This window comes from Pseudoduganella sp. LjRoot289 (genome assembly GCF_964252925.1).
Lineage (GTDB): Bacteria > Pseudomonadota > Gammaproteobacteria > Burkholderiales > Burkholderiaceae_D > Rugamonas.
Map to the genome: position 1 here is coordinate 4,075,825 of NZ_CAXUPN020000001.1, position 24,748 is coordinate 4,100,572.

The window sequence follows — 24,748 nt, forward strand, 5'->3', positions numbered from 1 at the left end:
CCACCCGTGCTAGACCAGTTGAGCGATTTCAGGCCCGACCATGAAAGCGACACGCCGCTGTATATGCAGCTGGCGAACAAGCTGTCCGACGGCATCTCCAGCGGCGACTGGCGCGCCAACGAGGCGCTGCCGTCCGAGCGCGTGCTGTCCGAAATGCTCGACATCTCGCGGGTCACCGCGCGCAAGGCGATCGACATGCTGTGCGACCGCGGCATGCTGACCCGCAAGCGCGGCTCCGGCACCTACATCACGCCCAAGCTGGAGCAGCCGCTGTCGCGCCTGACCAGCTTCTCCGAGGAGCTGCGCCAGCGCGGCTTCACGGCCGGCTCGCGCTGGCTGCAGCGCGAGATCGGCGTGGCGGCGCCGCTGGAACTGCTGTCGCTGGGCCTGTCGCCCAATATGCCGGTGGCGCGCCTGAAGCGCCTGCGCACCGCCGACGACGTGGTGATGGCGATCGAAACGACCACCATCCCAGCCGCCTATATGCCCAACCCGCACAGCGTGACCGGTTCCCTGTACGGATTTTTGGAAGCCAACGGCACGGTGCCGATGCGCGCGCTGCAGCACATCCGCGCGGTCAACGCCACAACGGAGCAAGCCAAGCTGGCCAACATCCAGCCCGGCGTGGCGATGCTGCACATCACGCGCGTGAGCTATCTGGAAAACGGCGCGGCGGTGGAGCTGACCCACTCCTACTGCCGCAGCGATTATTATGAATTTGTAGCGGAGTCGCGCAGATGAGCGATGTAACGATCCAAGGCAACATCCTGACCCCGGCCGGCTGGCTGAGCGGCGCCATCTCCTTCGGCGAGCGTATCGCCGGCATCAATGGCGCGGCGGTCGACCCGGCGCTGAACGGAGACGATTACATCCTGCCCGGCTTCATCGACCTGCACGTGCACGGCGGCGCCGGCAAGGACGTGATGGAGGGCGGCGACGCCGTCCACACGGTCGCCGCCATCCACGCGCGGCACGGCACCACCAGCCTGCTGGCGACCACCATGACCGCGCCGCCGGAGGACATCGACGTCGCGCTGACGGCCATCGGCAAAGCCGTACGCCAGCGCGGCAAGAACGAGGCGAGGGTGCTGGGCGCCCACCTCGAAGGCCCCTACATCAACTCCGGCAAGCTCGGCGCGCAGCCCAACTTCGCGCGCGCCGCGACCTTGGCCGAAGTGCAGCGCCTCGAAGCCATGGCGCCGCTGCGCGTGATCACCGTCGCCCCTGAAATCGCCGGCCACCTGGAACTGGTGCGCCAACTGGCCAACGAAGGCATGCGCGTGCAGATCGGCCACACGCTCGGCTCCTACGAGGACGGCGTGGCCGCGCTGGAACACGGCGCGGCAGGTTTCACCCACCTGTTCAATGCCATGAGCGGCCTGCACCACCGCGAGCCCGGCATGGTCGGCGCCGCGCTGGCGCACGCCGAATACGCCGAACTGATACCGGACCTGATGCACGTGCATCCCGGCGCCATCAGGACCGCGCTGCGCGCCATTCCGCGCCTGTACTGCGTCACCGACTCCACCGCCGCCACCGGCATGCCGGACGGCGAATACATGCTGGGCCGGCACATCGTCCACAAATGCATGGGCGGCGTGCGCCTGCCCGACGGCACGCTGGCCGGCAGCACCCTCACGCTGGACCAGGCCCTGCGCAACCTGGTCGGGCTCGGCCTCGACCTGGCGGACGCCTCGGCGCGGGTATCAACCAATGCGGCCGACTACATCGGCCTGCAGGAACGCGGCCGCCTCGCGCCGGGCGCGTACGCCGATCTGGTGGTACTGGATCGCGACCTCAAAATCAAAGCTGTCTATATCGAAGGAGAATGTTGTGACCTCAATGATGCTTAAAGAAGCCCTGTCCGCCGCCGAATGCGTCGCGCTGCAACTGGCGAACGACGCCGACCGCTACGCGGAACTGGGACGCAAATTGAGGAGCACGCCCTACTCCACCGCGCTGACCGTGGCGCGCGGCAGTTCGGACCACGCCTGCAACTACATCGCCTACCTGATCATGGCCCGCCTGGGCCGCGTGGTCGCGTCGCTGCCGATGTCGCTGGTGACCTTGCACAAATCGCCGCTGATCACGCGCGACACCCTGACCATCGCGGTCTCGCAGTCCGGCCAGAGTCCGGACGTGGTGGAACCGATCCGCTACTTCCGCGACGGCGGCGCCACCACCGTGGCGCTGGTCAACGACATCGATTCGCCGCTCGCCCAGGCCGCCGAATGGGCGATGCCGCTGCGCGCAGGCAAAGAGCAAAGCGTGGCCGCGACCAAGAGCTTCATCACCTCGCTGGTGGCCGGTGCGCGCCTGGTGGCGCAATGGCAGAACGACCCCGAGCTGCTGGCCGGCCTGCAGGCGCTGCCCGAATCGCTGCAAAAGGCGGCCGAGGCGGACTGGTCGCCGGCACTCGACGTGCTGGCGCCGGCCAAGAACATCATGGTGGTGGGACGCGGCATCAGCTTCCCGGTGGCGCTGGAATCGGCGCTGAAGTTCAAGGAAACGTCGGCGCTGCAAGCCGAAGCGTTCAGCGGCGCCGAGATCAAGCACGGCCCGATGGCGCTGATCGAAGAAGGCTACCCGCTGCTGATCTTCGCCACGCGCGGCCCGACGCAAGCCGGCCTGCTGGCGCTGGCCGACGAGATGCGCGGGCGCGGCGCGCGCGTGCTGCTGGCCGCGCCGGACGACGTGGCGCAGCGCGACCTGACCTTGCCGGTCGCCGCCACGCCGGACCTCGATCCCATCGTCGCGATCCAGGCCTTCTACGTGATGGCGGCCAAGCTGTCCGCCGCGCGCGGCCTGGACCCGGACCGTCCGCGCCACCTGAGCAAAGTCACCAAGACCAATTGACCCATCGCCGGCGGCCATCAACGCGGGCGGGTTGGCGCACGCGCGCGTAAGCCGCCACGCGCAGCCGAACCGCAAACCTGGCGGGCTACGCAACGCAAAGCCGCCCTATGAACGACGCACCACGACCCGAGCCATCGATGAAGATCAAGACACTGCTGACCGCATGGATGGCCCTGGGCCTGGCGACGTGCGCCATTGCCGCGCCGCCGGTGCAGAAAATCGAATTCTGGACCTTCAGCATGAAGCCCAAATTCACGCCCTACTTCGAAGGCCTGGCGCGGCGCTATGAAAGCGCCCATCCCGGCATCCGGATCGAATGGGTGGACTTCCCGTGGGACATCATCCAGACCAAGCTGGTGACGCGCATCGTGGCCGGCACGCCGCCCGCGCTGGTCAACCTCAACGTTCCCTGGGCCGACGAATTCGCGCGCGACGGCCTGCTGACGCCCGTCGACGAACTGATAGGCGAGTCCCGCGCGCGCTACCTCCCCAGCACCCTGCAGGACCTGACCTTCGGCGGCAAGACCTACGGCTTTCCGATGTACAGCAATGTCGCCGTCATCAGCTACAACACCGAGCTATTCAAAGCCGCCGGACTGACGCGCGCGCCGCGCAGCCTGGACGAGCAGCTCGCGTTCGCGCGCCAGATCGCCCAGCGCACCGGCAAGGCCGGCTTGTGCCCCGCCCTCGCCAAGATCGACGGCCTGATGATGCAGCAAGGCCTGCCGGTGATCGCCAACGGCCGCGCAGCCTTCAACTCCCCCGCGCACGTCGCGCTGATCGCCAAGCTGGCCGAGACCTACAAGGCAGGCGGCCTGCTCAAGGACAGCCTGTTCGCCGAAGACAATTTCCCCGCCGCGATCGACGCCTACAAAGGCGGCCGGCTCGGCATGCTGCTGGCGCCGCCGACGGCGGTCAAGCGCATCGAAACGGACGCCAGGGACATCTACGCCAAGACCGGCGTCGCGCCCGCGCCGCTGGGGCCGACCGGGATCGCCGACGGCGGCTGGCTGGTGCACTTCGCCGTGCCAGCCGGCGTCGATAAAAAGCTGCTGCCCGCGGTCGGCGAATTCGCGCGCTACCTGACGAACGACGCCAACCAGCTCGCGTTCGCCAAACAAGCCAGCGTCTACCCCGCCGCCGCCGAAGCGGCGCGCGACCCGTTCTTCCTGTCCGTGCCGCCGAACGCCGGCGCCGCCGGGCAGGCCGTCAGCGCCGGCGCGGTCTCGATGCCGCACGCCCACACGCTGTACGTGTCCGGCGTGACCGACTACGACGAATTGCGCCGTTCCCTGGTGAAGGCGGTGGAAGCCGGCGTCACCGGCCGCCAGGACATCCAGCAAGCGCTCGACGCAGCCGTAGCCATCTGGAACAAAAAGCTCGCCAAGCAAGGCCGCGCGGTCGCCCCATCTGTCGCCCCATCTGTCGCCCTCGCGCAGGCGGGGACCCATGGGGTGCCGCCGATGACGCTTAGCATGGGTTCCCGCCTGCGCGGGAACGGCGTTGCGGCTGCGGGAGGCATGCGATGAGCGCGCGCCGTACTACTTTGACAGCCTGGCTGTTCCTGGCGCCGGCCCTCGTTCTGCTCGCCGCCTTTTCGTTTTGGCCGGTGGGCTTCGGCTCCTACCTGGCCTTCACCGACTACAGCCTGATCCGCCCCACCGCGTGGGTCGGACTGGACAATTTCCGCTACATCTTCGACAACGAGATGTTCGTCACCGGCCTGACAAACTCGCTGGTCTTCCTGCTGATGGTACCGTTCGTGCAGGTCGGCGCGCTGGGGCTGGCGGTGCTGGTGAATAACCGCCTGCCCGGCATCCGCCTGTTCCGCGCGGCCTTCTATGTGCCCGTCGTGACCACCGTATCCGTGGTCGGCATCATGTGGGGATTCATGTTCCACGAACAGGGCGCGCTCAATTACGTACTGATGGCGATGCGCTTCGTCGACGCGCCGGTCGGCTGGCTGTCCAACGATACGCTGGCCCTGTTCTGCATCATGTTCGTCACGCTGTGGCGTGGCCTGGGCTGGTATATGGTGATGTATCTGGCCGCGCTGCAGGCCGTCCCCGCCGACATGCAGGAAGCGGCCATCCTCGACGGCGCCAACCGCTGGCAGCGTTTCTGGAAAATCACCGTGCCCATGCTGCGCCCGACCATCATGGTCTGCACCATCCTGTCGGTACTTGCCGCGCTGAAGGCCTACCAGGAGGTGGACGTGCTCACACAGGGCGGTCCGATGAACTCAACCTTCACCGCGCTGTACTACGCCTACGACCAGGGCCTGAAGCACCTGAAGCTGCCGCGCGCGCTGGCCGCCAGCTTCGTCGTCTCCGTGTTCTGCGTCGGTATCGCGATGCTGTGCCTGCGCTACTTGAAACCGCGCCACAAATGAAGCTGCCGATGAAACCACGCGCCCAAACCGTCATGCACTACGCCGCGCTGTGCGCCATCGCCCTGGTGTGCGTATTCCCGTTCTGGTGGACGGTGGTGACCGCCCTTTCCACGGAAGGCAATATCTTCTCCTTCCCGCCCACCTTCTGGCCCAGGTCGCCGTCACTGGTGAATTTTGAGGAGGCGTTCCGCGTCATCCCCTTCCTGGCCTTCTTCAAAAATTCGGTCCTCATCGCCGCCTGCACCGTGTTCTGGAAGCTGGTGCTGTGCTCCATGGCCGCCTATCCGCTGGCGCGCATGCGCTTCAAGGGCCGCCAGCTGGTGTTCGGCCTGATCCTGGCCACGCTGGTGCTGCCGTCGGAGGTGAACTTCCTGGTCAACTTCATCACGGTGACGAAACTGAGCCTGGTCGACACCTACGCCGGCGTGATCCTGCCCAACGTCGTCACGGCGGTCGCCATCCTGCTGCTCAAGCAGGCCTTCGAGGAAGTGCCGCAAGACCTGATCGACGCGGCCCGCGTGGATGGCGCTTCGGAATGGATCATCTTCACCCGCATCATGCTGCCGCTGATTGCGCCCTGGCTGGCCACGGTCGGCATCCTGACGGCGGTGGAGGCTTGGAACGAATACATCTGGCCATCCATCGTGATGAGCAAGCCGGACGAATTTCCGCTGTCGGTGGGCGTGCTGTATTTGCGCGGCACCTTCGGCAGCAGTACCCGCGTGATCGCCGCCGGCACGGTGCTCACCATCCTGCCTACCCTGGCAGCCTTCCTTTTCACTCAACGATATTTCATGCGCGGCATGGACGGAGCTGTTAAATGATGCACCTCAACCACCAAGAACTGCGCCGCATCGCGGGCCAGATGATCATGATCCGCTTCCCCGGCACGGTGCTGGACGCGGCCACCGCCGATTTCATCAGCGCCAACAACATCCGTGGCGTGTGCCTGTTCCGCGGCAATATGGTGGACTCGGAACAGCTGGGCAAGCTGACCGCCGACTTGCGCGCCGTCATGGGCCCGGACGCGCTGATCGCCATCGACCAGGAAGGCGGCGCCGTGGTGCGTTCGACCTGGGTGCCGGCGCCGCCGGCAGCCATGGGCCTGGGCGCGGCCGACGACACGGAACTGGCCCGCCGCACCGGCGCCGCCGTGGCGCGCGCAGTCAAGTCGCTGGGTTTCAACTGGAACTTCGCGCCGGTGCTGGACCTGAACAACAATCCGCGCAACCCGGTGATCGCCGAACGCTCCTTCGGCGCCGAGCCGCAGCGCGCGGCCGAGCTGGCGATGGCCTGGATGGCGGGCAGCCACGCCGAGGGCGTGGCCTGCTGCGTCAAGCACTTCCCCGGCCACGGCGACACCCACGTCGATTCGCATCGAGACCTGCCGACCGTGGACAAGCCTTTGTCCGAGCTGGAAAACTTCGAGTTCAAACCTTTCCAGCTGTCCGCCGGCCATGCGCCAGCGATGATGACGGCGCACATCGTCTACCCGTCCATCGACGCCGACAACCCGGCCACGATGTCGCCCGCCATCCTGGACGGCCTGCTGCGCAAGCGCTGGGACTACCGCGGCGTGATCATCACCGACGGCATGGACATGCACGCTATCGCCGGCCGCTACGGCGTGGGCAACGCCGCCGTGCGCGCACTGGCCGCCGGCGCCGACATGGTGATGGCGCTGGGCACCCCGGAAACGCAGGACGAAACGCTGAACGCCATCGCCGCCGCGCTGGCCAGGGGTGCGCTGTCGCAGGAAGGCGTCGACGAGCGCCTGGCGCGGCTAGTCGCGCTGGCGCAAGCCTATCCGTGCAAGCCGCGCCCATACGGGGAGGACGCGGCCGACCGCGCCGTCATGGCCGAAGGCTGGCGCCGCGCTCTGACCGCGCGCGGCAATCCGCAGCGTCCCGCCGCTGGCGCCAGGCTGCGCCTCGTCGCGCGCCAGGACGTGGTCAGCGACGGCGTGTCCGAAGCGGGCGTGCCGGCCAGCGTGGTCGCCGCGACGCTGGGCAAACTGTACGACGTGGAGCTGGTGACCTATTCGGACGCCGACAGCTTCGACTGGTCCGCGCTGCCGCAGGACGGGCGCTACACCGTGCTGGCCTCGACCTCGCGCCTGCGCTACGGCGACCATCCGCGCGCGACGTGGAAGCCGGATTTGCACCTGGCGCTGTGGAATCCCTACCAGGCGCTGGACATCGCCGCCCCGGCGCTGATGACTTACGGCTTCGCCCAGCCCGCGCTGGAGGCGGTCAACGCGTGGCTGTCGGGCGAACTGGAAGCGCAAGGCCGCGTGCCGGTCCCCGGCTTTGAGTAGTTAACTTGTCGTCCTCGCGCAGGCGGCGGTGCGCCCCTGCGCGACCCATGCTGAGTATGGGTTCCCGCGTGCGCGGGAACGACAGCCGGCGACACGATAAGAATAGACAGGAAGAGACTTCATGGAAAAGACCACCAACCGCAGCCCGCTGGCCTGGGTCCCGACGCTGTACTTCGCGCAGGGCCTGCCCTTCTTCGCCGTCGCGCTGATCGCCAGCCTGATGTTGAAGAGCATGGGCGTGCCGAACGACGACATCGCCCACTGGACCGCCTACATCGGCACCGCGTGGATTTTCAAGCCGCTGTGGAGCCCCTTCCTGGAACTGGCCAGCAGCAAAAAGATCATCGTGGTCGGCTTCCAGCTGGCGGGCGGGGTCTGCCTCGGCCTGGTTGCGCTGGCGCTGCAGTTGCCGTTCTGGCTGTCCGCCTGCATCGCCATGCTGGCGCTGGTGGCGATCTGCTCCGCCACCCACGACATCGCCTGCGACGGCCTCTACATCGCCAGCCTGAGCGAAAAACAGCAAGCCGAATACGCCGGCTGGACCGGCACCTTCTTCAATGCCGGCCGCTTCATCTCGCTGGGCGGCCTGGTGATCCTGGCCGGCTACCTGGAAAAATCGCAGGGCGTGGTGCCCGCCTGGACCATCATCTTCTGCATCCTGGCCGCCACCATGATCGCCCTCGGCCTGTACCACAGCTGGTCGCTGCCGCTGGCCAGGAACGTCATCGCGCCCGACACCACGGCCGCCGGCATCGCCCGCACCTTGAAGGACGTGATCATCGACTACGTCAACAAGCCGGGCATCTGGGTTTCCATCCTCTTCATCATCCTGTTCCGCGCCGGGGAGGCGCAGATCCAGACCATAGGTCCGCTGTTCCTGCGCGAGGCGCGCGAACTGGGCGGCCTGGGACTGACGACGTCCGAAGTGGGCGCCGTGTACGGCACCACCGGCACCATCGCCTTCATCATCGGCAGCATCGCGGGCGGTTACTTCACGTCCTGGCTCAGCCTCAAGCGCGCCATCCTGTGGCTGATCCTCGCGGTCAACCTGCCCAACCTGGCGTTCTACTTCCTGTCCACCTACCAGCCCGCCGACCTGAAGATCATCGGCGTCGCGCTCAGCGTGGAGATGTTCGGCTACGGCTTCGGCTTCGTCGGCATCATCCTGTACATGATGCAGGTGGTCGCTCCTGGCAAATACCAGACCGCGCACTACGCCTTCTCCACCGGCGTGATGCAGCTCGGCTTCGTGCTGTTCAAATGGGTCAGCGGGAACATCCAGGTCGCGCTGGGCTATCAGAAGTTCTTCATCTGGGTGCTGCTCAGCGCCATACCCGTCCTCGTCCTGTCGCAGCTGATACCGATGCGTTCCCGCGCCGGCAGGGACGACGAATCGGCACCCGCGCAAGCGGCCACCGCGAGCTAAGCCATGTCCAGTGTCAGCCTGAAAAACATCGTCAAGCACTACGACGCCAAGCACCCCGTCATCCATGGCGTGGACCTCGACATCCGCGACGGCGAATTCGTCGTCTTCGTCGGCCCTTCCGGCTGCGGCAAGTCCACCTTGCTGCGCATGATCGCGGGCCTGGAGAGCATCACCGGCGGCGAACTGCACATCGGCGAGCGCCTGGCCAACGACGTGGCGCCGGCCGAGCGCCGCATCGCCATGGTGTTCCAGTCCTATGCGCTATACCCGCACATGACGGTGTACGAGAACATGGCCTTCGCCCTCAAGCTGGCCGGCCACAAGGCGGCCGAAGTCAAGGAGGCGGTGGAGCGCGCCGCCGGCGTGCTGCAGCTCACGCCCCTGCTCAAGCGCAAGCCCAAGGAGCTGTCCGGCGGCCAGCGCCAGCGCGTGGCGATCGGCCGCGCCATCGTGCGCAAGCCCGAGGTGTTCCTGTTCGACGAGCCGCTGTCCAACCTGGACGCCAGCCTGCGCGTGCAGATGCGCGTGGAGATCAGCCGCCTGCACCAGGAGCTGAAGACCACCATGATCTACGTCACCCACGACCAGGTGGAGGCGATGACCTTGGGCGAGCGCATCGTGGTGTTCAACGCCGGCCGCGTCGAACAGGTCGGCACGCCGCATGAGCTCTACAGCAATCCGGCCAATCTGTTCGTGGCCGGTTTCCTCGGCTCGCCGAAAATGAACTTCATTCCCGGCGAAGTGCTGGTGGCCTCACCCACCTATGTGGCCGTGATGCTGGCCGGCGGCGCGCTGGTGGAAGTGGCTGCCGAGGGCGGCGCGGCGCAGCGCGGCGACCGCGTGACGCTGGGCATCCGCGCCGAGCACATGGCCCTGCGCGCGCCGCCCGCGCCCGGCCCGGACGGCATCGACGCGCCCATTTCAGCGGCCGAAGCGGCGGCGGCGGCCGAGGCGGCCAGCGGCGAGGACGCCAACCTGCTGCAGGCCACCGTCGGCCATGTCGAATACCTGGGCGACCTGTCCATCGTCTACGCCGCCCTGCCGGGCGTGGCGGAGATGGTGGCGGTCAAACAGTCCGCCGAGGGCACGCAGCTGGCGCCCGGCGCCACCGCCCGCCTTTACCTGCCGCCGGCGCGCTGCCTGCTGTTCAATGCCGAGGGCCTGGCGTTCGCCCGCAGCATGTAACAGCCGTTACAATTCGCGCACTCTTGAACCCCGGCAGGCGCTCCGATTTATGGGAGAATACGCGTTTGTCTTTATTTAGATTGAAGGATTGTCCATGTCCAAGTTTCGTTTCGCACGTACCAGCCTGATCGTTGCCGCACTCGGCTTGAATTTTGCACCAGCGCTGCTGGTTGGCGCGCACGCCGCTGACAAAGCCGCCGCGCCCGCACCGGAAGCACCGAAGCCTGACACCGTGCGTCCTGAACTCTTCAAATTGCTGGACCCGGCCCAGATCAAGGAATTGATGACGGCGAAAAACTACGCCGAAGTGCAGAACCGCCTCACCCAGTCCGAAGCGCTGCCCAACCTGACCCCGTACGAATCGTTCGTGATGAACCGCATGCGCGTGTCCCTGGGTTCGGCCACTTCGAACAACGCGATGACCATCAGCGGCCTCGAAGCCGTATTGGCGTCGGGCAAGCTGCCGCCGGCCGACCAGGCCGACTTCGTGCAGGCGCTGGGCAATCTGTACTACAACACCAAGGACTACCCGAAGGCCATCGCGACCTTCAACAAGTACGCCGAGCTGACCGGCGACACCAAGAAGCTGCGTCCCTATATTCTGCGCGCCTACTACTTCAGCAACGACTTCGCCACCGCCAAGGCTGAACTGCTGAAGGACCTGGACGCGAACGTCAAGGCCGGCAAGGCGCCGACGCTGGAAGAACTGCAACTGCTGGCCAACACCGGCGCCAAGTCGAAAGACACCGCGACCTACCTGGTGGCCGTCGAGAAGCTGGTGCAGTACTACCCGACCGACGACTACTGGGTCGACCTGCTGAGCCGCACCCAGGGCAAGGCGACCTACTCGAACCGCTTCGCGCTGGACGTCTACCGCCTGCAAAAGGCCGCCGTGTCGAAGATGGCGCAGGAAGACTACACCGAGATGGCTGAACTGGCGCTGCTGGCCGGCCAGCCGATCGAAGCCAAGAAGGCCGTCGACGCGGGCTACGCCGCCGGCGTGCTGGGCGTGGGCAACAACGCCGACAAGCACAAGAAGCTGCGCGCGCAGGCCGACAAACAGGCTGCGGACGACACCAAGAACATCGCCTCCGGCGAAGCGTCGGCCAAGAAGTCGAAAGACGGCACCGGCCTAGTCAACCTGGGCTACGCCTACGTCACGCTGGAACAGTTCGACAAGGGGATTGAACTGATCAAGGAAGGTATCGCCAAGGGCGGCCTGAAGAACCCCGAAGACGCCAAGCTGCGCCTGGGCTACTCCTACGCGATGGCCGGCAAGAAGGACGAAGCGGTCAAGGTACTGGAAACCGTGCAAGGCGCCGACGGCCGCGCCGACCTGGCCCGCTACTGGACGCTGTGGGTCAACCGCCCTGTCGCGAACGCTGCGTCTGCCTCCGCAGCCAAGTAATTTGAACCACGTATAAAAGAGCCAGGGTCATAAGTTATTGACCCTGGCTTTTTTTCGCCTTTTATTTCCTTTCATGCCACGTCTCCTCAGTCTCGACGCGTTCCGCGGCTTCGTCATCCTGGCCATGATCTGGGTGAACTACATTGCAGAGATGCCGGCCATCCCGTACTGGCTCAAACACACGGGCCCCAGGGCCGACGGCATCACACTGCCGGACCTGGTGTTCCCGGCCTTCCTGTTCATCGTCGGCATCGCCATTCCGCTCGCGCTGCACAAGGAACAGGGCCGTTTCAGCGCCGCGCTGATGGGCCGCCTGGCCTGGCGCGCGGGCAGCCTGATGGTGGCGGGCGTGGTGCTGGCGAACGCCTACCGCTACGACGATGCCGCCGCCCTGCTGCCGCGCGCAGTCTATTTCCTGCTGTTCTACGCGGCCATGGTGCTGCTGTGGCGCCAGACCGCGCAGCGCGGTCCCGCCTTCTGGGCCGGCCTGGCGCTGATGCTGTTCCTGCTCGCCGCCTTCCGTGGCCAGCGCAATCCGGAATTCAGCAGTGTCTATCTGCAGCATTCCTGGTGGGGCATCCTTGGAATGATAGGCTGGGCTTACCTGCTGTGCAGCCTGATCTACCTGGCTGCGAACGGCAATGCGACGGTGCTGATGGGCGCACTGGCGCTGCTCGTCGTGCTGTACATGGGCGGCACCGCCGGCGCCCTCCCCATCCCGCAAGCGCTGAACGAATTCGTGAACGTGCCCCAGGTGCTGGGCTCCACCGCAGCCAACGTACTGGCGGGAACTCTGGTGGGTACGCTATTCCTGCGCCGCCTGCGGGATGCGAAGTTGGCTGCGAACTTGGCTGCAAACTTGGCTGCAAACTTGGCTCCGGACCTGGCTCCGGACTTGGCTGCGAAGCTGGCCTCCATGGCGCTGCACCGCCGCCGCATGGTCTTCATGGCCGTGTTCGCGACGGCGCTGTTCGCGGCCGGCATGCTGCTGAGGCCCTACCACGGCATCAACAAGATCCACGCCACCGAGTCCTACTCGCTGGTATGCGCCGGGCTGGTGCTGGCGCTGTTCCTGCTGTTTTACGTGCTGATCGACGTGCTGCAGTGGCGGGCGTGGAGCGCCGTGCTGATGCCGGCGGGGGAAAATGCGCTGTTCGCGTATGTCGCGCCGGATTTGTGGGACCAGTTGGCGGCGCTGTTGCACTTGCCGCGCATCTGGTGGCCTTACCTGGAGTCGGGCGGCAGCGCCGGACTGCTGAACGCCGCCGCGCTGACCATGGCCATGATGGGCCTGACTGCGCTGGCCAACCGCGCCGGCCTGCGCCTGAAATTCTAGCCTGGACGCGCTCTTCTCAGACTTTAACGTAGATGCGGCGGCGGTCCATCACATAGCCGACCGCCCAGCAGGCCAGCATGAAACTGACGGCGAACAGCAGCGAGGCCATCTTCGGCGGGGCCAGCGACTGGAAGGTATTGGCGTATAGCCAGTCGTAGCCGTTGCGCTTGCCAAGCTGCGTCTTCGCCAATACCACCACGGCCAGCTCGGACAGCAGATAAATGAACAGCGTGTTCCTGCCGAACACTTCGAAGAAGTAGGTCCAGCCACGCTGGCCGCGCATTTCGATAATGTAGATCAACAGCGGCAGCACCAGCAGGTCCAGGCCTATGGTGTACAGCACATAGGAACTGGTCCACAGTTTCTTGTTGATCGGGAAGGCCAGATCCCAGCACAACGCGGCGCCGGCACAGAGCACGCCGGCCATCATCAGCTTCGCCAGCGTTTCGTAGCTCGCGCCTTTCGCCAGTATGAGCCTGCCCGCGAAGTAGCCTGCGATGACGTTGACGGTCGCCGGGATGGTGCCCAGCATGCCTTCCGGATCGAAAGGCAGGCCTTCACCGTGGTAGAGATGGCGTTCGCCCAGCAGCCACAGGTCGAACCTGGCGGGAGCATTGCCCTCCAGCGTGTAGTCGCCGCACAGCGCCAGCACCACCCAGTAGGCCAGCAGTGCCAGCAAGCTGTAGACCAGCGCGCCCTTCGCCTTCCAGAAATGCAGGATCAGCGAGGCCAGGCCGAAGCACAGGGCGATTCGCTGCAGCACGCCGGGGATGCGCGTGCCCGACAGTGGAATCAAGCCCCAGTTGCCCGCGCTGTCCACGGCCACGAAGGGGAACCAGAACAGCAGGAAACCGAGCAGGAAGATGGTGGCGCTGCGCTTGCCGACCTTGGCCAGCACGGCGCCGTTGCCCATACGCGCGTACTTAGGCAGCGCGAAGCTGAGCGCATTGCCGACCACGAACAGGAAGGTGGGAAAGACCCAGTCGGTCGGCGTGAAGCCGTGCCATTGCGCATGCAGCAGCGGCGCGAAGACCGTGTTCCAGTCGCCGGGGGTGTTCACGATGATCATCAGCGCGACGGTGAGGCCACGCAGCACGTCGAGCGACAGGTAGCGGCTGGGGGCAAGGCCAGCGCCAGCGCACGATGCGGCGCTGGGCGAGTCGTTCGGCGAGACGCAGGGTGCTGCGGCCGGCACGCCGTTCATCGGGCAGCCTTGGCCAACGCGCGTCCGTAAGCGCCCGCCGGCACGCCAGGCATGCCGCTGCAGGTGGCGTCCGCGCCTTTGACTTCGGTGCGGCAGGGCGTGTCGCGGTCGGTCGACCAGAAATGCAGGCCCGCCAGTTTCAACTGGCGCGCGCCGCGGGTCATGGTGTTCATGTCGGCCATCGTGAAGACGTTCTCCACCACGTCGTTAACACCTATCATGGCGGTCAGCTCGATCTGCTCGTACGGCACCTGATATTTCTCATGCACGTTGCGCGCTGCCTGTAGCGCGGACGCGCCCATATCGCAGCGACCCTTGCCCACCACGCACACATTCTTTGCGGCCGGTCCGTAGTCCATCACCATGATGTTCAGCGTGTAGCCGGCCAGGCCGCTGCGGCGCACCGCCGCCAGCACCGTCTCGGCCATCCCGTTCAAGCTATGGCCGCTGCCATCGGACGCAGCATGCGTGGCAACGGTAAAGCTGAAGCGCAGTTGCGGACGCCGGGCCTGTGCCGCCGCGATGCGCTGCACCAGCGCATCGGTTTGCTCCTTCGTCTGGCCCGCTTCGATGTCGAAGTCGATGCCGATCAGCTGCGCCGATTCGTAGCGCTTGATGAAGCGCTCCATGCCCTCGTCGCTGCCGCAGCTAAATTCTTTGCCTTGCCCGCCAGTGGAAATGATGTAGCCCACGCCTGCCGCCGCGAAGGCAGCCACGTTGGCATCCGCCACGGCTTGCGCCGGCTGCCCGCCCCAGTTCTCGTCGCCGCATTCGCCGCTGGCGAACGCCCAGGTCAGCGTTTGCTTGCTATGCGCCAGGTAAGGCACGCGCTTGCCGTCCGGCGCCACGGTGATGACGTTGCTGGCCGGGTCGTTGTGCATCGCCAGGTGTTTGTATGGGCTGTAGACAACGCGCGGCGCCGCCTGCGCCATGTGCCCCGTCATGGCCAAAGCGCTGGCCACCAGCACCGGTTTGATCAAGTAATGCATTCCCGCTCCAATAAGAAAAAAGGCAGGACCTCCATGGAAGCCCTGCCCTGTACAGCGTCAGACTTCAGGCGGCATTACAGCTTGCCGCGTACGCCCAGGAAGAACTGCTTGCCGTTCTTGTAGAACGCGCGTGGCTGGTCCTTGCTGGTGGCGTAGGACTTCAGCAGCGGATCGTTCAGATCCTTGCCTTCGAACGACAGCGTCAGGTTCTCGGTCAGGTTGTAGTTCAGCGCCAGCGACACGGTGCCCACTTTGTCCTGGTAGATCGCACTGTTGCGGTCCAGGCCATTCAGGAAGGCCGAACGGAAGCTGTAGTTCACGCGTGCGCTGAACTTGTCGTTCTCGTAGAACACGCTGGCGTTGTACGAGTTCTTCGAGGTGCCTATCATGCTGCAGTCGCCCAGGTCCGCACAGGCCGATTTAGGCGCCTTGCCGGTTTCCTTACCGTCCGCATAGGTGTAGTTCACGCTGGCGCCGAAGCCGTTGCCCAGGTCCTGCGAGTACTGCAGCTCCACGCCTTTCACGCGGGCCTTGGTGTTCAAGGCCGAGCTCATGTTGTAGTTCGTGATCGAGTGGGTCGACTGGTTGAAGAACTGCGCAACCGAGGAACCGAAGGTCACGTAGGAACCCAGGTGCATGTCGTACACGTTCATCGCGATCAGCGATTTCGGCATGAAATACCACTCGACGCCGGCCTCGACGTTGTTCGAGTAGATCGGCTTCAGGTTGGGATTGCCGCCGGTGCCAGAGAAGGTCAGGTCGTTCAGGCTGAGCGAACCCAGTGCGCCGAAGTCCGGCCGCGCCATGGTGCGGCTGGCCGCGCCGCGCAGCACCACGTTGCTCGACAGGTCGGTGCGCAGGTTCAGGCTAGGCAGGAAGTCGTTGTAGGTCTTCGAGGTGTAGACCGGATTCCAGGAATTGTTGCCCGAACCGTTGGCCACGTTGATCTCGGTTTTCACGAAACGCACACCCATATTGCCCGTCACCGCGCCCAGGTTCACGTCGCCCATCGCGTAGGCGGCGTGCGCTTTCTCGGCGATCTGGAACTCGTTCTGGTAGGAGTGGCTGTCGAAGGTCACATACTTGTCGCCCCACTCCTTCATCGAACCGGCGGTGAAGGTCCATGGGTTCTGCAGCACGTTGTCCAACGGGCTGGTCGGGAAGGTCGTCATGCCGGTAGGACGGTTGGCCAGCAGCGAAGCCGCAGGCGCCAGGGTGCCGGCCAGCCAGGTCAGCTGGCGGTCATGCTTGGCGGTGCGCAGGCCCATGCGGATAGTGGGCACCAGGTCCCATGGGGTCTTGTAGGTGCCGTCCACCTGGCCGTAGGTTTCCTTGTCCTTGGCGGTGGTGTCCGATGCCCAGCCGCCGAAGAAATCGGCGCCGGTGCGCGGGCTGAAGGTGCCCGCGTTGTCCACGGTGACGGTCGCCGGCGACATGCCGTGCATGGTCAGGCTGTTGCCCGAGTAGGCCAGCCAGGCTTCATAGCCATAGTCGCGGGCGTAACCGGTGCCGCGCGTGGTGCCGATCTGGCCGGTGAAGTTCAGGTCGTTGTTGACGCGGTATTTCCAGTCCACGTTGACGAACTTGGAGTCGCTGTACGAGCCTGGACGGGCGATGATGTCCTGTACCGACGGGCCCATATTGGCGCAGCTGGCGACCGGGCAGGTTTTCGGGAAGGTGATCGACGTGATCTGGTTGCCGGTGACGGTGTAAGCCGACGGAATCACGCCGCCCACGCCGGACCAGTTGTTCGACAGCGGCTGGTATGGCGCCAGCATGAAGTTGGCGTTGACGTTGTCCGCGTCCAGGCGGGTGTAGAAGCCGCTGACGTCGAAGGAAAAGTCGTTGTTGACTTTGAACTGCACGTCCACCATGCCGCCCTTGCGTTCACGCTTTTGCTGGAACAGCGCGGAGCCTGTCAGCATGGACAGGTATTTGTTTTCCACTTCCGGATTTTTTGCGATCCAGTCGGGTGCGAAGCCCTTGGTGAGCTTGTCCCACCACAGGAATTCCTGGCCCAGGCGGCGCAGCGTGCGCTTCTCGTCAAAGACCTGGAACAGCACGCCCAGATTGTTCTCTTCGTTCTTCCAGTTCACCAGGCCGCTCACTTGCAGGTCGGTCTTCTTGGCCGAATCGCCGTAGGCGCCTTCGATGGAACCCATCAGGGTCACGGGCTTCTTGAAGCTCAGCGGCTTGCGGGTTTCGATGTCGACGTTACCGGCGGCGCCGCCTTCGGTCAGGTTGGCCTGCGAGCTCTTATGCACGGTCACGCGGCCGATCAGTTCGGACGGGAACATCGAGTAGCTGACCGAACGGCCGCCGCCGGTGATGTTGGAAATGTACCAGTCGCCGCTCGACACGGTATGGCCGTTCAGCGTAGTCAGGGTCAGGTTGGACGGAGTGCCTTTCAGGCTGACGCGGTCATTCTCACCGAAACCGCCCTCGGTGCCGCCGGCGGTGGCGACGGACACGCCAGGCACGCGCTGCAACGAATCGGCGACGCTCTTATCCGGCATCTTGCCCACGTCTTCGGCGGTAATCACTTCCACCAGCGAGTCGGCGTTGCGCTTCTGGTTGATCGACTGCGCCAATGCCGCACGCACACCGGTCACGGTGACCACCGTATCAGGCGTCTTGGATGCATCCTGCGCCATGGCGGCGGTGCTGGTGATCAGGATGGCGACCGCAGTGGCGATCGGTGTCAAATTGCGCTTCATGTACTCCCCCTTGATTGAGGCTCTCGGTGAAAGCCCGTCCGTTTAAGTAGATCCCTTGCCAGCCCGCCGCGCTCCCCGCAACGTCCTGCAGATCCTTCTATACAACCACTAACAAAACCAATTCAACGCCAATATACTCTCATCCAATACCAGAACACTACCAGTTTTCGTATTTTTTTCACATGTTGTATGTGCCACACAGACCACTTTGCGAACAATGCAGCATAGTTAGCGCTATCTCCCTCTGCGATTGCACTAGTGCAATACAAACCGCCGGCGGCCCGGTCTTTTTTGGTATTATCAAAACGGACCAGTAGCGTATAAAAAGAGCACAAAACAGAGCACAAAGACGGGGACACAGAGACATGACATCGCTCGCACAAATCATGCAGCACCTGGGGCAGACCAGCAGCCAGCCCCTGTACCAGCAGTTGCAGCGCGCGCTGCGGGAAGCCATCGACAAGCGCATCTTCGGCCCGGAGGAAGCTCTGCCGGCCGAGCGCCAGCTGGCCAACGACCTGTCGGTCTCGCGCATCACGGTGCGCAAGGCGATCGACGGCCTGGTGGACGAAGGCCTGCTGGTGCGCCGCGCAGGATCGGGCAATTTCATCAACACCCGGATCGAAAAGAACTTCGCCAAGCTGACCTCTTTTTCCGAGGACATGCGGGCGCGCGGACGCACGCCGCGCAGCGTTTGGCTCAAGCGTTCGGAAGGCACGGTGACGCCGGAGGAAGCGCTGCGGCTGCGGCTCAGTCCCGGCGCGCCGGTGTACCGCTTCAACCGCATACGGTACGCGGACGAGATACCGATGTGCCTGGAATACGCGACCATCGTGGCCGACGCCCTGCCCTCGCTGGAGTCGGTCGACGTGTCGATGTACGAGGCGCTGGAGAGCGCGGGCCACCGTCCGGTGCGCGCCTTGCAGCGATTGAGCGCGCTGCTGCTCAACGCGGAACAGGCCGCGCTGCTGCAGGCGAAAGAGGGAGACGCGGGGCTGGCAGTGGAGCGGCTAGGCTTCCTGCGCGACGGCCGCGCGGTGGAGTTCTGCCGCTCCTACTTCAGGGGAGATATGTACGACTTCGTGGCGGAACTGAGCACCCCGTAACGGTCATTCCCGCGCAGGCGGGAACCCATGCCCCGCCTGCGCGGCGGTCCGCCGCTGCGGGATGACACCTTACTTCGCTTTGCTCTGGTCGCCGGCGACCACCACGCTCAGCTTGTTCACGTCCACCGCCTTGCGGAAGGCGGCGTTCACCTGCGCCGGCGTCAGCGCCTTCAGCTTGTCTTCGTATGCCTGGCTCCACGCGTACGTGCGGTTCAGGTACAGGAAGTTGGCCCAGCCGCCCGCCAGGATGCCGTCCTGCGAACGGTTCTGGATGCGCTGCTGCAGCATGCCCGACTTGGCGCCCGCCACCTCCGCCGCCGTGAAGCCGTCCTTCAGCGCGCGCGCCACTTCTTCGCGGATCGCCGCTTCCAGTTTCTTCAGGTTCTGCGGTGCGGCGATCGCCGAAATGCTCAGGTTGCTGGCGCGGTCGACATCGCTCACCGACAGGCCGGAACCGCCGCCGTACGACAGCCCGTCCTTCTGCCGGATGCGGTCCATCAGCCGCGACTTCAGGCCGCCGTCGCCGAAGATGTAATTGGCCAGTTCCAGCGCCACGAAGTCCGGGTCTTCGGTGTTCATGTCGATGTCCACGCGCGCGGAGTAGAAGCCGTTCTCCTTGTCCGGCGTGTCGATCACCTTATGCAGCGGCGCGCGCTCCACGTTCGCATCCAGCACGCGCGCGTAGTTCGCCTTGCTGCTCCAGTTGCCCAGTTCCTCCGCCACCACCGCTTGCGCGGCCGGCGAATCGAAGTCGCCGACGATGGCCAGCTCGCCGTGCGAGGCGCCGTAGAATTCGCGGTGGTAGGCCTTGACCTCGTCCAGCGTCAGCGCCTTGATGGCCGCCAGTTGCTCGTCCACGCTCATCACATAGCGCACATCGCCTTTGGGATAGTGGTTGTAGTGCTGCGCCAGCGCGGTGGACGCGAGCACTTGCGGCTCGTTGCGCGCCGCTTCCACGCCCACCAGCCATTGCGAACGCATCTGCTCGAATTCGGCCGCGTCGAACGAAGGCTCCTTCAGCACGTGCGCGGCCAGGCGCAGCGCGTCGCCCAGGTTGCTGCGCGTGGTGTCGAAGTGGTACACGCTGCCCGACATCTTCAGCTTCTCCATCGCGTCCGCCAGCTGCGCGCGGCTGTATTTGCTGGTGCCGCGCGTGAGCATCTGGCCGGCGGCGGCGGCCACGATGGACTTGCCGAACTGGTTCTTCTCGTCGCCCCAGTGCAAGCGCAGTTCCACGGCCACCGTCTCGCCGCGATTCTTCTTCGGCAGCAGCGCCAGTTTCAACCCGCCTATGGTTTTCAGTTCGGTGCGTTTCAGGATATTGGCCTGGCTCGGATCGAACACCTCCGACACCAGCGTATTCTCCTTGCCCTTGAAGTCCTGCATCACCTTCTCCACCGCCGGCGCGGCGGTGATTTCCGCGCGCTGCGGCGCGTCCTCGGGCACGAAGGAGCCGACGGTGCGGTTGTCGCGCTTCAGGTAGGCGGCGGCGGCCTTGGCCACCTGCTGCGGCGTCACCTTGGCCAGACTGTCGCGGCCCAGGAACATCAGGCGCCAGTCTCCCAGCGCGATCTGCTCCGACAGCGCCACGCCCACTTTCTGCGGATCGTTGAGCGCCTTCTCGATGCTGTTGCCGATGTTGCGGCGCACGCGCGCCATCTCTTCCTCGGTCGGCGGCGTCTTGGCGAAGCCTTCCACCGCCGCGATCAGCTCCTCGCGCACCGGCTCCAAAGGCTGGCCAGCCTTCACCACGGCGCCTATCAGCTGCAGGCCCGGCGCGTAGCCGGTCTGGCCGAAGCTGAACACCTGCGCGGCCTTGCCGGTTTCCACCAGCGCCTTGTGCAGGCGGCCGTTCGGCGTGTCGTTCAATATCTCGGACATGAAACTGAGCGCGTCGCTGTCGTCGTGCAGCGCGGCCGGGATCTTGTAGCCCAGCGCGACGATCTGGATATCGCCCTTTCGGCGCACGAGGAAGGAGCGTTCGCCATCCTGGGTCGGTTCCACGGTCCAGAAAGGCGGCAGCTTGCGCTTGGGTTTCGGAATCGCGCCAAAGGATTTGGAAATCCACGCCAGCGTCTGCGCCGGGTCGAACTTGCCGGCCACCAGCAGCACCGCGTTGTCCGGCTGGTAGTAGGTGCGGTAGAAGGCCTGCAGGTTCTCGATCTTGACGTTCTCGATGTCGCTGCGGTTGCCGATGGTGGATCGGCCGTAGCTGTGCCAGTCGTAGGCCACGCTCTGCATGCGCTTGAGCAGCACTTCGAACGGGCTGTTCTCGCCGCTCTCGTACTCGTTGCGCACCACCGTCATTTCCGAATCCAGGTCTTTCTTCGCGACGAAGGAATGGACCATGCGGTCCGCTTCCATGTCGAGCGCCCATTTCAGGTTGTCGCCGCCGGCCTGGAACACTTCGTAGTAGTTGGTCCGGTCGTAGGACGTGGTGCCGTTGTACTCCATGCCCCGGTCGGCGAACTGCTGCGGGATGCTGCGGTTCCTGGGCGCACCCTTGAACATCATGTGCTCCAGCAGGTGGGCCATGCCGGTTTCGCCGTAGTTCTCGTGGCGCGAGCCGACCAGGTAGGTGACGTTGACGGTGACGGTGGGCTTGGAGGCGTCCGGAAACAGCAGCACTTTCAGGCCATTGGGCAGGCGGTACTCGGTGATGCCTTCGACCGACGGACCTTTGACGACGCCGGACGGCAGCGATTGCGCCAGGGCCAGGGAGGGGGGCAGCAGCGTCAGGCCGCACAGCAGCATGGTGGCGCGCAGCGCCGTCAGTTGTAGTTTCATGTGTAGGCAGGAGGGCAAAACTTCATCCTACCCTAATCGCACATGACAATGTGACAATGTGTGAATGTCGCGCGGGGTGGCCGCCCCTATACTGGGCCCCTTTCAAACCACCGGCACCATCATGCTTCCAAAACTCTTACCGACGCTGGCGCTCGCGCTGGCCGCCCTTCCCGCCTGCGCCGCGGATCGCAGCACCGACCCGCTGGCGCCCGTCGTCCAGTGCCTTGCCGACGGCGACTTCAAGCTCGCCCAGCAACAGCGCCTGCCCGCCACGTCCACCAGCCGGCAGGTGGCCACGGCGGCCGGCAACTACGCCGTGTCGACCGCCGACGGCTACCGCCTGCTGGTGCACAAGGCCAGCAGCGCGCCGCTGGTCAACCTGAAAGTGGAGCTGTCCGCGCCCGGCAAATTCGCGGCGGACCGCGTCACGGTGCTGGCACAGCTGAGGGAGATGTCGAACAAGCGCCCGCCCGGCATGATGGCGCTGACGCTGAGCGAAGTGAACGGGGTGGAGGTCATGGCGGTGAACAATCCCACCATCGAGCGCGGCGGGCCGATCAGCCTCTACACGCTGGCGCACGAAGGCAGCGGCGTCATCAGCACAGCCTATATCCTGAGCCAGCCCAAGGAAGTCCGGGAATTCGGGAATTACGAGCAATATGCGGCGCTGCGCGACCAGTTCATTGCGAAGCTGGCCGGCTGCCTGGCCGCACAGAACTAGACGGCCCGGCGCGCGCTCAACTACCTTCTCCGGGCAGCGGCAGGAAGCAGGCGTCGACGATCTGCAGGCCGTTGTCCTTGGCGAAGTTGACGACGAAGTGGTAGGCCATCGGCTCCAGTTCGCGCAGCGTATGGCTGACCACCACCGACTTGGCGCCGTTGATCACGGTCGGCCGCACCAGGGGCGAGAACTTCAGGTGGGCGTCGGTGCCGCCCGAGCCTTCCGGTCGGAAACAGGACATGACGCCGCACAGGCGCTCGGCCCAGTCGCTGGGACGGAACTGTTTGCCATCGGCGGTGATACCTAGAATAAAGAACTCGTTGGCCAGTTCTTTCTTGGGTTGGGCTGACTCGGCCATAGACTCGTGGGGACCTGGGTGCGTGAAAAATCCTAGGTATTATATCTTATAGAAGACCTGGGAAGGTAAGTACTTGATTTGAAACACGCATCGGCGACCGCGCCGTATGAAAGAGCGGCCACCAATCCCGATATTGTAACCCCATCGCCTGTCAAAATCCTTTCAGCGGCCGGTCAAACACCGTTCATCCCAGCCAAACTGCGCCGGACAGCAACAGCAGCAGCATCATCCACAGCAGCAGCGCGCGCCAGACCAGGCCGACCGTGCTTTGCAGTGCGCGCACGCCGGGCTCCTCGCCCGGCAGCGCCTCGCTTTCCATCTCGCTGCTGTCGACCACGGCGGCGTCGGCCGGCAGCACGCGGGCCGCGCTCTCGTCCGGCGTGCCCAGGCGCACGCCCATGGCGCCGCCGCCGGCGGCCAGGATGATGCCGCGCGCCTCGTCGGTCCAGCGGTGCGCGAAATTACGCCAGGCGTAGATCGCGTCCTCGAAATTGCCGACCACGGCGAAGGCCACGGCGGTCAGGCGCACCGGGATCCAGTCGATCCAGTAGAAGGCCCGGGTGGCGAATTCGCCGAACGCCTCGTTGCGCATGTGCTCGGGTTCGTTCCAGGCCCGCGCCAGGTATTCGGACACGCGGTACAGCACCGCGCCGGCGGGGCCGAGCGGCATCAGGAACCAGAAGAACACGCCGAACACATTGCGGTGCGTGGTGATCAAGGCCTTCTCGACGGCCAGGCGCGAGATTTCGCCCGCCTCCATGCCCACGGTGTCGACTTTAGTCCATTCGGCCAGCAGCGCGCGCGCGGCGCCCTCGTCGCCGGCGTTCAGGGCCAGCTGGATGGAGGTGAAATAGTGGCTGTAGTGGCGGAAGCCCAGCGTCAGATAGACGATCAGCACATTCCACGCGAAGGCGGCCAGGAACAGGTCGTAGCGCACCAGCACCCAGTAGATCAGCGCGGTGGGCAGCACCAGCGCCAGTATCATCAGGAACCAGCCCATGCGGCCGTGCTTGGCGTCGCCCGCGTTGAACCAGGCTTCCATGCGCACTGCCAGGCTCTTGATCTCGGCGTAGATGGGATTGTCCGCGCGTAGCGGCTTCATTTGCTCAATCAGCAGCGCGCACAGAATGGAAAGAAATGTCATTAAACGTCCTCAAGATTGGCATTGCCGCAATGCCCGCTACGATAGCGCAGCGGAGCGCGGGAATCAAACTTATTAGTTCGATGGCTATGCCCTCAGGAAATGGAACAGGTTGCGCAGCATGCCGGCGGTGGCGCCCCAGATGTAATAGTCCCGGTAGGGCATGGCGTAGAAGCTGCGTCGGCCGCTGGCCAGCTCGGCCGACAGGCGCTGGTGGTTCAGGCCGTCCATCAGGAAGGCCAGCGGCACCTCGAAAATCTCGGCCACCTCGTGCGGGTCGGCGCGCAGCTCGAACGGCGGGCGCAGCAGCGCCACCACCGGGGTCACGCTGTAGCCGGTGCCGGTGTAGTAGACCGGCAGGGTGCCGATGATGTCGGCGTGGCGGCGGTCCAGGCCGATCTCCTCCTCGGCTTCGCGCAGCGCGGTCTCGGCCGGGCTGGCGTCGTAGTCCTCGGCGCGGCCGCCGGGGAAGCTGATCTGGCCGGCGTGGTTGTTCAGGTGGGCGGTGCGCTGCGTCAGCAGCAAAGTCAGGCCCTCGGGGCGCTCGACCAGCGGCACCAGCACGGCGGCCGGCTTGGGCGCCACACCGGGCAGGAAGGGCTGCTCGGACGCCTCCGGCTCCCACGCCGGCGGCGCGGCGAAGCGCGCGCGCAGCCAGTCCGGCGCCAGGCGCTCGAGGGACAGGGCCGGTTCGCCGGCGATGCCGTCTATCGGGAGTTGCTGCGGATCGAACAAAAGCTTGGCCATAAAACTCCTCCGGAATGCAAAAGGGCGCCCAGGGCGCCCTTTCGAGGAGGACGCCACC

20 protein-coding genes are annotated in these 24,748 nt (G+C 65.2%); 13 read left to right on the forward strand and 7 right to left on the reverse strand.

What is annotated here, in order from left to right; translation table 11 throughout:
• The first annotated feature begins 6 nt into the window (after nt 1-6).
• The 11 genes from ACSQ8Y_RS17390 (at nt 7) to ACSQ8Y_RS17440 (ending at nt 12,920) form a co-directional block, all read left to right on the forward strand.
• Nucleotides 7-741, forward strand: a complete 735-nt coding sequence (locus tag ACSQ8Y_RS17390; protein WP_436267687.1) for a GntR family transcriptional regulator — start codon at nt 7-9, stop codon at nt 739-741.
• Nucleotides 738-1,853 carry an N-acetylglucosamine-6-phosphate deacetylase gene (gene nagA / locus ACSQ8Y_RS17395; RefSeq protein ID WP_436267688.1) on the forward strand — a complete coding sequence of 372 codons (1,116 nt, stop codon included), beginning with the start codon at nt 738-740 and terminating at the stop codon, nt 1,851-1,853. Before ACSQ8Y_RS17390 ends, nagA begins: the two co-directional genes overlap by 4 nt.
• On the forward strand, nt 1,843-2,856 hold the full coding sequence (locus ACSQ8Y_RS17400; RefSeq protein ID WP_436267689.1) for an SIS domain-containing protein: 1,014 nt from the start codon (nt 1,843-1,845) through the stop codon (nt 2,854-2,856). The genes nagA and ACSQ8Y_RS17400 overlap by 11 nt, the downstream gene beginning before the upstream one ends.
• A 137-nt stretch (nt 2,857-2,993) precedes the next feature.
• The gene (locus ACSQ8Y_RS17405; RefSeq protein ID WP_436267690.1) at nt 2,994-4,385 is read left to right on the forward strand and encodes an ABC transporter substrate-binding protein; all 1,392 of its coding nucleotides are present in this window, start codon (nt 2,994-2,996) and stop codon (nt 4,383-4,385) included.
• A complete protein-coding gene (locus ACSQ8Y_RS17410; protein WP_436267691.1) occupies nt 4,382-5,248 on the forward strand; it encodes a carbohydrate ABC transporter permease in 867 nt (288 codons plus the stop codon). Before ACSQ8Y_RS17405 ends, ACSQ8Y_RS17410 begins: the two co-directional genes overlap by 4 nt.
• A gap of 8 nt (nt 5,249-5,256) precedes the next feature.
• A complete protein-coding gene (locus tag ACSQ8Y_RS17415) occupies nt 5,257-6,072 on the forward strand; it encodes a carbohydrate ABC transporter permease (protein WP_436267692.1) in 816 nt (271 codons plus the stop codon).
• Nucleotides 6,069-7,565 (forward strand): beta-N-acetylhexosaminidase, encoded by a 1,497-nt coding sequence (gene nagZ, locus ACSQ8Y_RS17420; RefSeq protein WP_436267693.1) that lies wholly within the window; start codon nt 6,069-6,071, stop codon nt 7,563-7,565. The genes ACSQ8Y_RS17415 and nagZ overlap by 4 nt, the downstream gene beginning before the upstream one ends.
• Before the next feature lie 121 nt (nt 7,566-7,686).
• Nucleotides 7,687-8,991: an MFS transporter gene (locus tag ACSQ8Y_RS17425; RefSeq protein WP_436267694.1), complete on the forward strand. Its 1,305-nt coding sequence runs from the start codon at nt 7,687-7,689 to the stop codon at nt 8,989-8,991.
• Between the two features lie 3 nt (nt 8,992-8,994).
• Nucleotides 8,995-10,176 (forward strand): ABC transporter ATP-binding protein, encoded by a 1,182-nt coding sequence (locus ACSQ8Y_RS17430; RefSeq protein ID WP_436267695.1) that lies wholly within the window; start codon nt 8,995-8,997, stop codon nt 10,174-10,176.
• A 94-nt stretch (nt 10,177-10,270) separates the two neighbouring features.
• Nucleotides 10,271-11,584: a tetratricopeptide repeat protein gene (locus ACSQ8Y_RS17435; protein WP_436267696.1), complete on the forward strand. Its 1,314-nt coding sequence runs from the start codon at nt 10,271-10,273 to the stop codon at nt 11,582-11,584.
• 73 nt (nt 11,585-11,657) lie between these two features.
• A complete protein-coding gene (locus ACSQ8Y_RS17440; protein WP_436267697.1) occupies nt 11,658-12,920 on the forward strand; it encodes a DUF5009 domain-containing protein in 1,263 nt (420 codons plus the stop codon).
• Nucleotides 12,921-12,936: 16 nt separating this feature from the next.
• Here ACSQ8Y_RS17440 and ACSQ8Y_RS17445 read toward each other — a convergent pair whose 3' ends face one another.
• From ACSQ8Y_RS17445 to ACSQ8Y_RS17455, 3 genes are all read right to left on the reverse strand, one after another.
• The gene (locus ACSQ8Y_RS17445) at nt 12,937-14,124 is read right to left on the reverse strand and encodes an acyltransferase family protein (RefSeq protein ID WP_436267698.1); all 1,188 of its coding nucleotides are present in this window, start codon (nt 14,122-14,124) and stop codon (nt 12,937-12,939) included.
• A complete protein-coding gene (locus ACSQ8Y_RS17450) occupies nt 14,121-15,113 on the reverse strand; it encodes a glycosyl hydrolase (protein WP_436267699.1) in 993 nt (330 codons plus the stop codon). Before ACSQ8Y_RS17450 ends, ACSQ8Y_RS17445 begins: the two co-directional genes overlap by 4 nt.
• A 74-nt stretch (nt 15,114-15,187) precedes the next feature.
• On the reverse strand, nt 15,188-17,830 hold the full coding sequence (locus tag ACSQ8Y_RS17455) for a TonB-dependent receptor (protein ID WP_436267700.1): 2,643 nt from the start codon (nt 17,828-17,830) through the stop codon (nt 15,188-15,190).
• Nucleotides 17,831-18,195: 365 nt separating this feature from the next.
• Between ACSQ8Y_RS17455 and ACSQ8Y_RS17460 the strand changes: the two genes are divergently transcribed.
• Nucleotides 18,196-18,936, forward strand: coding sequence for a GntR family transcriptional regulator (locus ACSQ8Y_RS17460; RefSeq protein ID WP_436267701.1), 741 nt, complete (start codon nt 18,196-18,198; stop codon nt 18,934-18,936).
• Nucleotides 18,937-19,005: 69 nt separating this feature from the next.
• Here the strand turns inward: ACSQ8Y_RS17460 and ACSQ8Y_RS17465 are convergent, their stop codons facing one another.
• Complete coding sequence (locus tag ACSQ8Y_RS17465) at nt 19,006-21,723, reverse strand: M16 family metallopeptidase (protein WP_436267702.1); 2,718 nt, start codon at nt 21,721-21,723, stop codon at nt 19,006-19,008.
• 121 nt (nt 21,724-21,844) lie between these two features.
• Here ACSQ8Y_RS17465 and ACSQ8Y_RS17470 point away from each other — a divergent pair, with 121 nt between their 5' ends.
• A complete protein-coding gene (locus ACSQ8Y_RS17470; RefSeq protein ID WP_436267703.1) occupies nt 21,845-22,444 on the forward strand; it encodes a hypothetical protein in 600 nt (199 codons plus the stop codon).
• A gap of 16 nt (nt 22,445-22,460) precedes the next feature.
• Here ACSQ8Y_RS17470 and ACSQ8Y_RS17475 read toward each other — a convergent pair whose 3' ends face one another.
• The 3 genes from ACSQ8Y_RS17475 to ACSQ8Y_RS17485 all read right to left on the reverse strand — a co-directional run bounded on the left by ACSQ8Y_RS17475 (nt 22,461) and on the right by ACSQ8Y_RS17485 (nt 24,690).
• Complete coding sequence (locus ACSQ8Y_RS17475) at nt 22,461-22,802, reverse strand: DUF3579 domain-containing protein (RefSeq protein WP_436267704.1); 342 nt, start codon at nt 22,800-22,802, stop codon at nt 22,461-22,463.
• A 184-nt stretch (nt 22,803-22,986) separates the two neighbouring features.
• A complete protein-coding gene (locus ACSQ8Y_RS17480; RefSeq protein WP_436267705.1) occupies nt 22,987-23,946 on the reverse strand; it encodes a CobD/CbiB family protein in 960 nt (319 codons plus the stop codon).
• A gap of 84 nt (nt 23,947-24,030) precedes the next feature.
• Complete coding sequence (locus tag ACSQ8Y_RS17485; RefSeq protein ID WP_436267706.1) at nt 24,031-24,690, reverse strand: CoA pyrophosphatase; 660 nt, start codon at nt 24,688-24,690, stop codon at nt 24,031-24,033.
• Between the last annotated feature and the right edge of the window lie 58 nt (nt 24,691-24,748).

What these genes read in the sequence shown, in the direction of transcription:
- ACSQ8Y_RS17480 (WP_436267705.1), bottom strand. Translation starts at nt 23,946, where the DNA reads ATGACATTTCTTTCCATTCTGTGCGCGCTGCTGATTGAGCAAATGAAG.
- ACSQ8Y_RS17435 (WP_436267696.1), top strand. Translation starts at nt 10,271, where the DNA reads ATGTCCAAGTTTCGTTTCGCACGTACCAGCCTGATCGTTGCCGCACTC.
- nagZ (WP_436267693.1), top strand. Translation starts at nt 6,069, where the DNA reads ATGATGCACCTCAACCACCAAGAACTGCGCCGCATCGCGGGCCAGATG.
- ACSQ8Y_RS17445 (WP_436267698.1), bottom strand. Translation starts at nt 14,124, where the DNA reads ATGAACGGCGTGCCGGCCGCAGCACCCTGCGTCTCGCCGAACGACTCG.
- ACSQ8Y_RS17455 (WP_436267700.1), bottom strand. Translation starts at nt 17,830, where the DNA reads ATGAAGCGCAATTTGACACCGATCGCCACTGCGGTCGCCATCCTGATC.
- ACSQ8Y_RS17440 (WP_436267697.1), top strand. Translation starts at nt 11,658, where the DNA reads ATGCCACGTCTCCTCAGTCTCGACGCGTTCCGCGGCTTCGTCATCCTG.
- ACSQ8Y_RS17465 (WP_436267702.1), bottom strand. Translation starts at nt 21,723, where the DNA reads ATGAAACTACAACTGACGGCGCTGCGCGCCACCATGCTGCTGTGCGGC.
- ACSQ8Y_RS17460 (WP_436267701.1), top strand. Translation starts at nt 18,196, where the DNA reads ATGACATCGCTCGCACAAATCATGCAGCACCTGGGGCAGACCAGCAGC.
- ACSQ8Y_RS17430 (WP_436267695.1), top strand. Translation starts at nt 8,995, where the DNA reads ATGTCCAGTGTCAGCCTGAAAAACATCGTCAAGCACTACGACGCCAAG.
- ACSQ8Y_RS17415 (WP_436267692.1), top strand. Translation starts at nt 5,257, where the DNA reads ATGAAACCACGCGCCCAAACCGTCATGCACTACGCCGCGCTGTGCGCC.
- ACSQ8Y_RS17400 (WP_436267689.1), top strand. Translation starts at nt 1,843, where the DNA reads ATGATGCTTAAAGAAGCCCTGTCCGCCGCCGAATGCGTCGCGCTGCAA.
- ACSQ8Y_RS17470 (WP_436267703.1), top strand. Translation starts at nt 21,845, where the DNA reads ATGCTTCCAAAACTCTTACCGACGCTGGCGCTCGCGCTGGCCGCCCTT.
- ACSQ8Y_RS17405 (WP_436267690.1), top strand. Translation starts at nt 2,994, where the DNA reads ATGAAGATCAAGACACTGCTGACCGCATGGATGGCCCTGGGCCTGGCG.
- ACSQ8Y_RS17450 (WP_436267699.1), bottom strand. Translation starts at nt 15,113, where the DNA reads ATGCATTACTTGATCAAACCGGTGCTGGTGGCCAGCGCTTTGGCCATG.
- nagA (WP_436267688.1), top strand. Translation starts at nt 738, where the DNA reads ATGAGCGATGTAACGATCCAAGGCAACATCCTGACCCCGGCCGGCTGG.
- ACSQ8Y_RS17485 (WP_436267706.1), bottom strand. Translation starts at nt 24,690, where the DNA reads ATGGCCAAGCTTTTGTTCGATCCGCAGCAACTCCCGATAGACGGCATC.
- ACSQ8Y_RS17410 (WP_436267691.1), top strand. Translation starts at nt 4,382, where the DNA reads ATGAGCGCGCGCCGTACTACTTTGACAGCCTGGCTGTTCCTGGCGCCG.
- ACSQ8Y_RS17425 (WP_436267694.1), top strand. Translation starts at nt 7,687, where the DNA reads ATGGAAAAGACCACCAACCGCAGCCCGCTGGCCTGGGTCCCGACGCTG.
- ACSQ8Y_RS17475 (WP_436267704.1), bottom strand. Translation starts at nt 22,802, where the DNA reads ATGGCCGAGTCAGCCCAACCCAAGAAAGAACTGGCCAACGAGTTCTTT.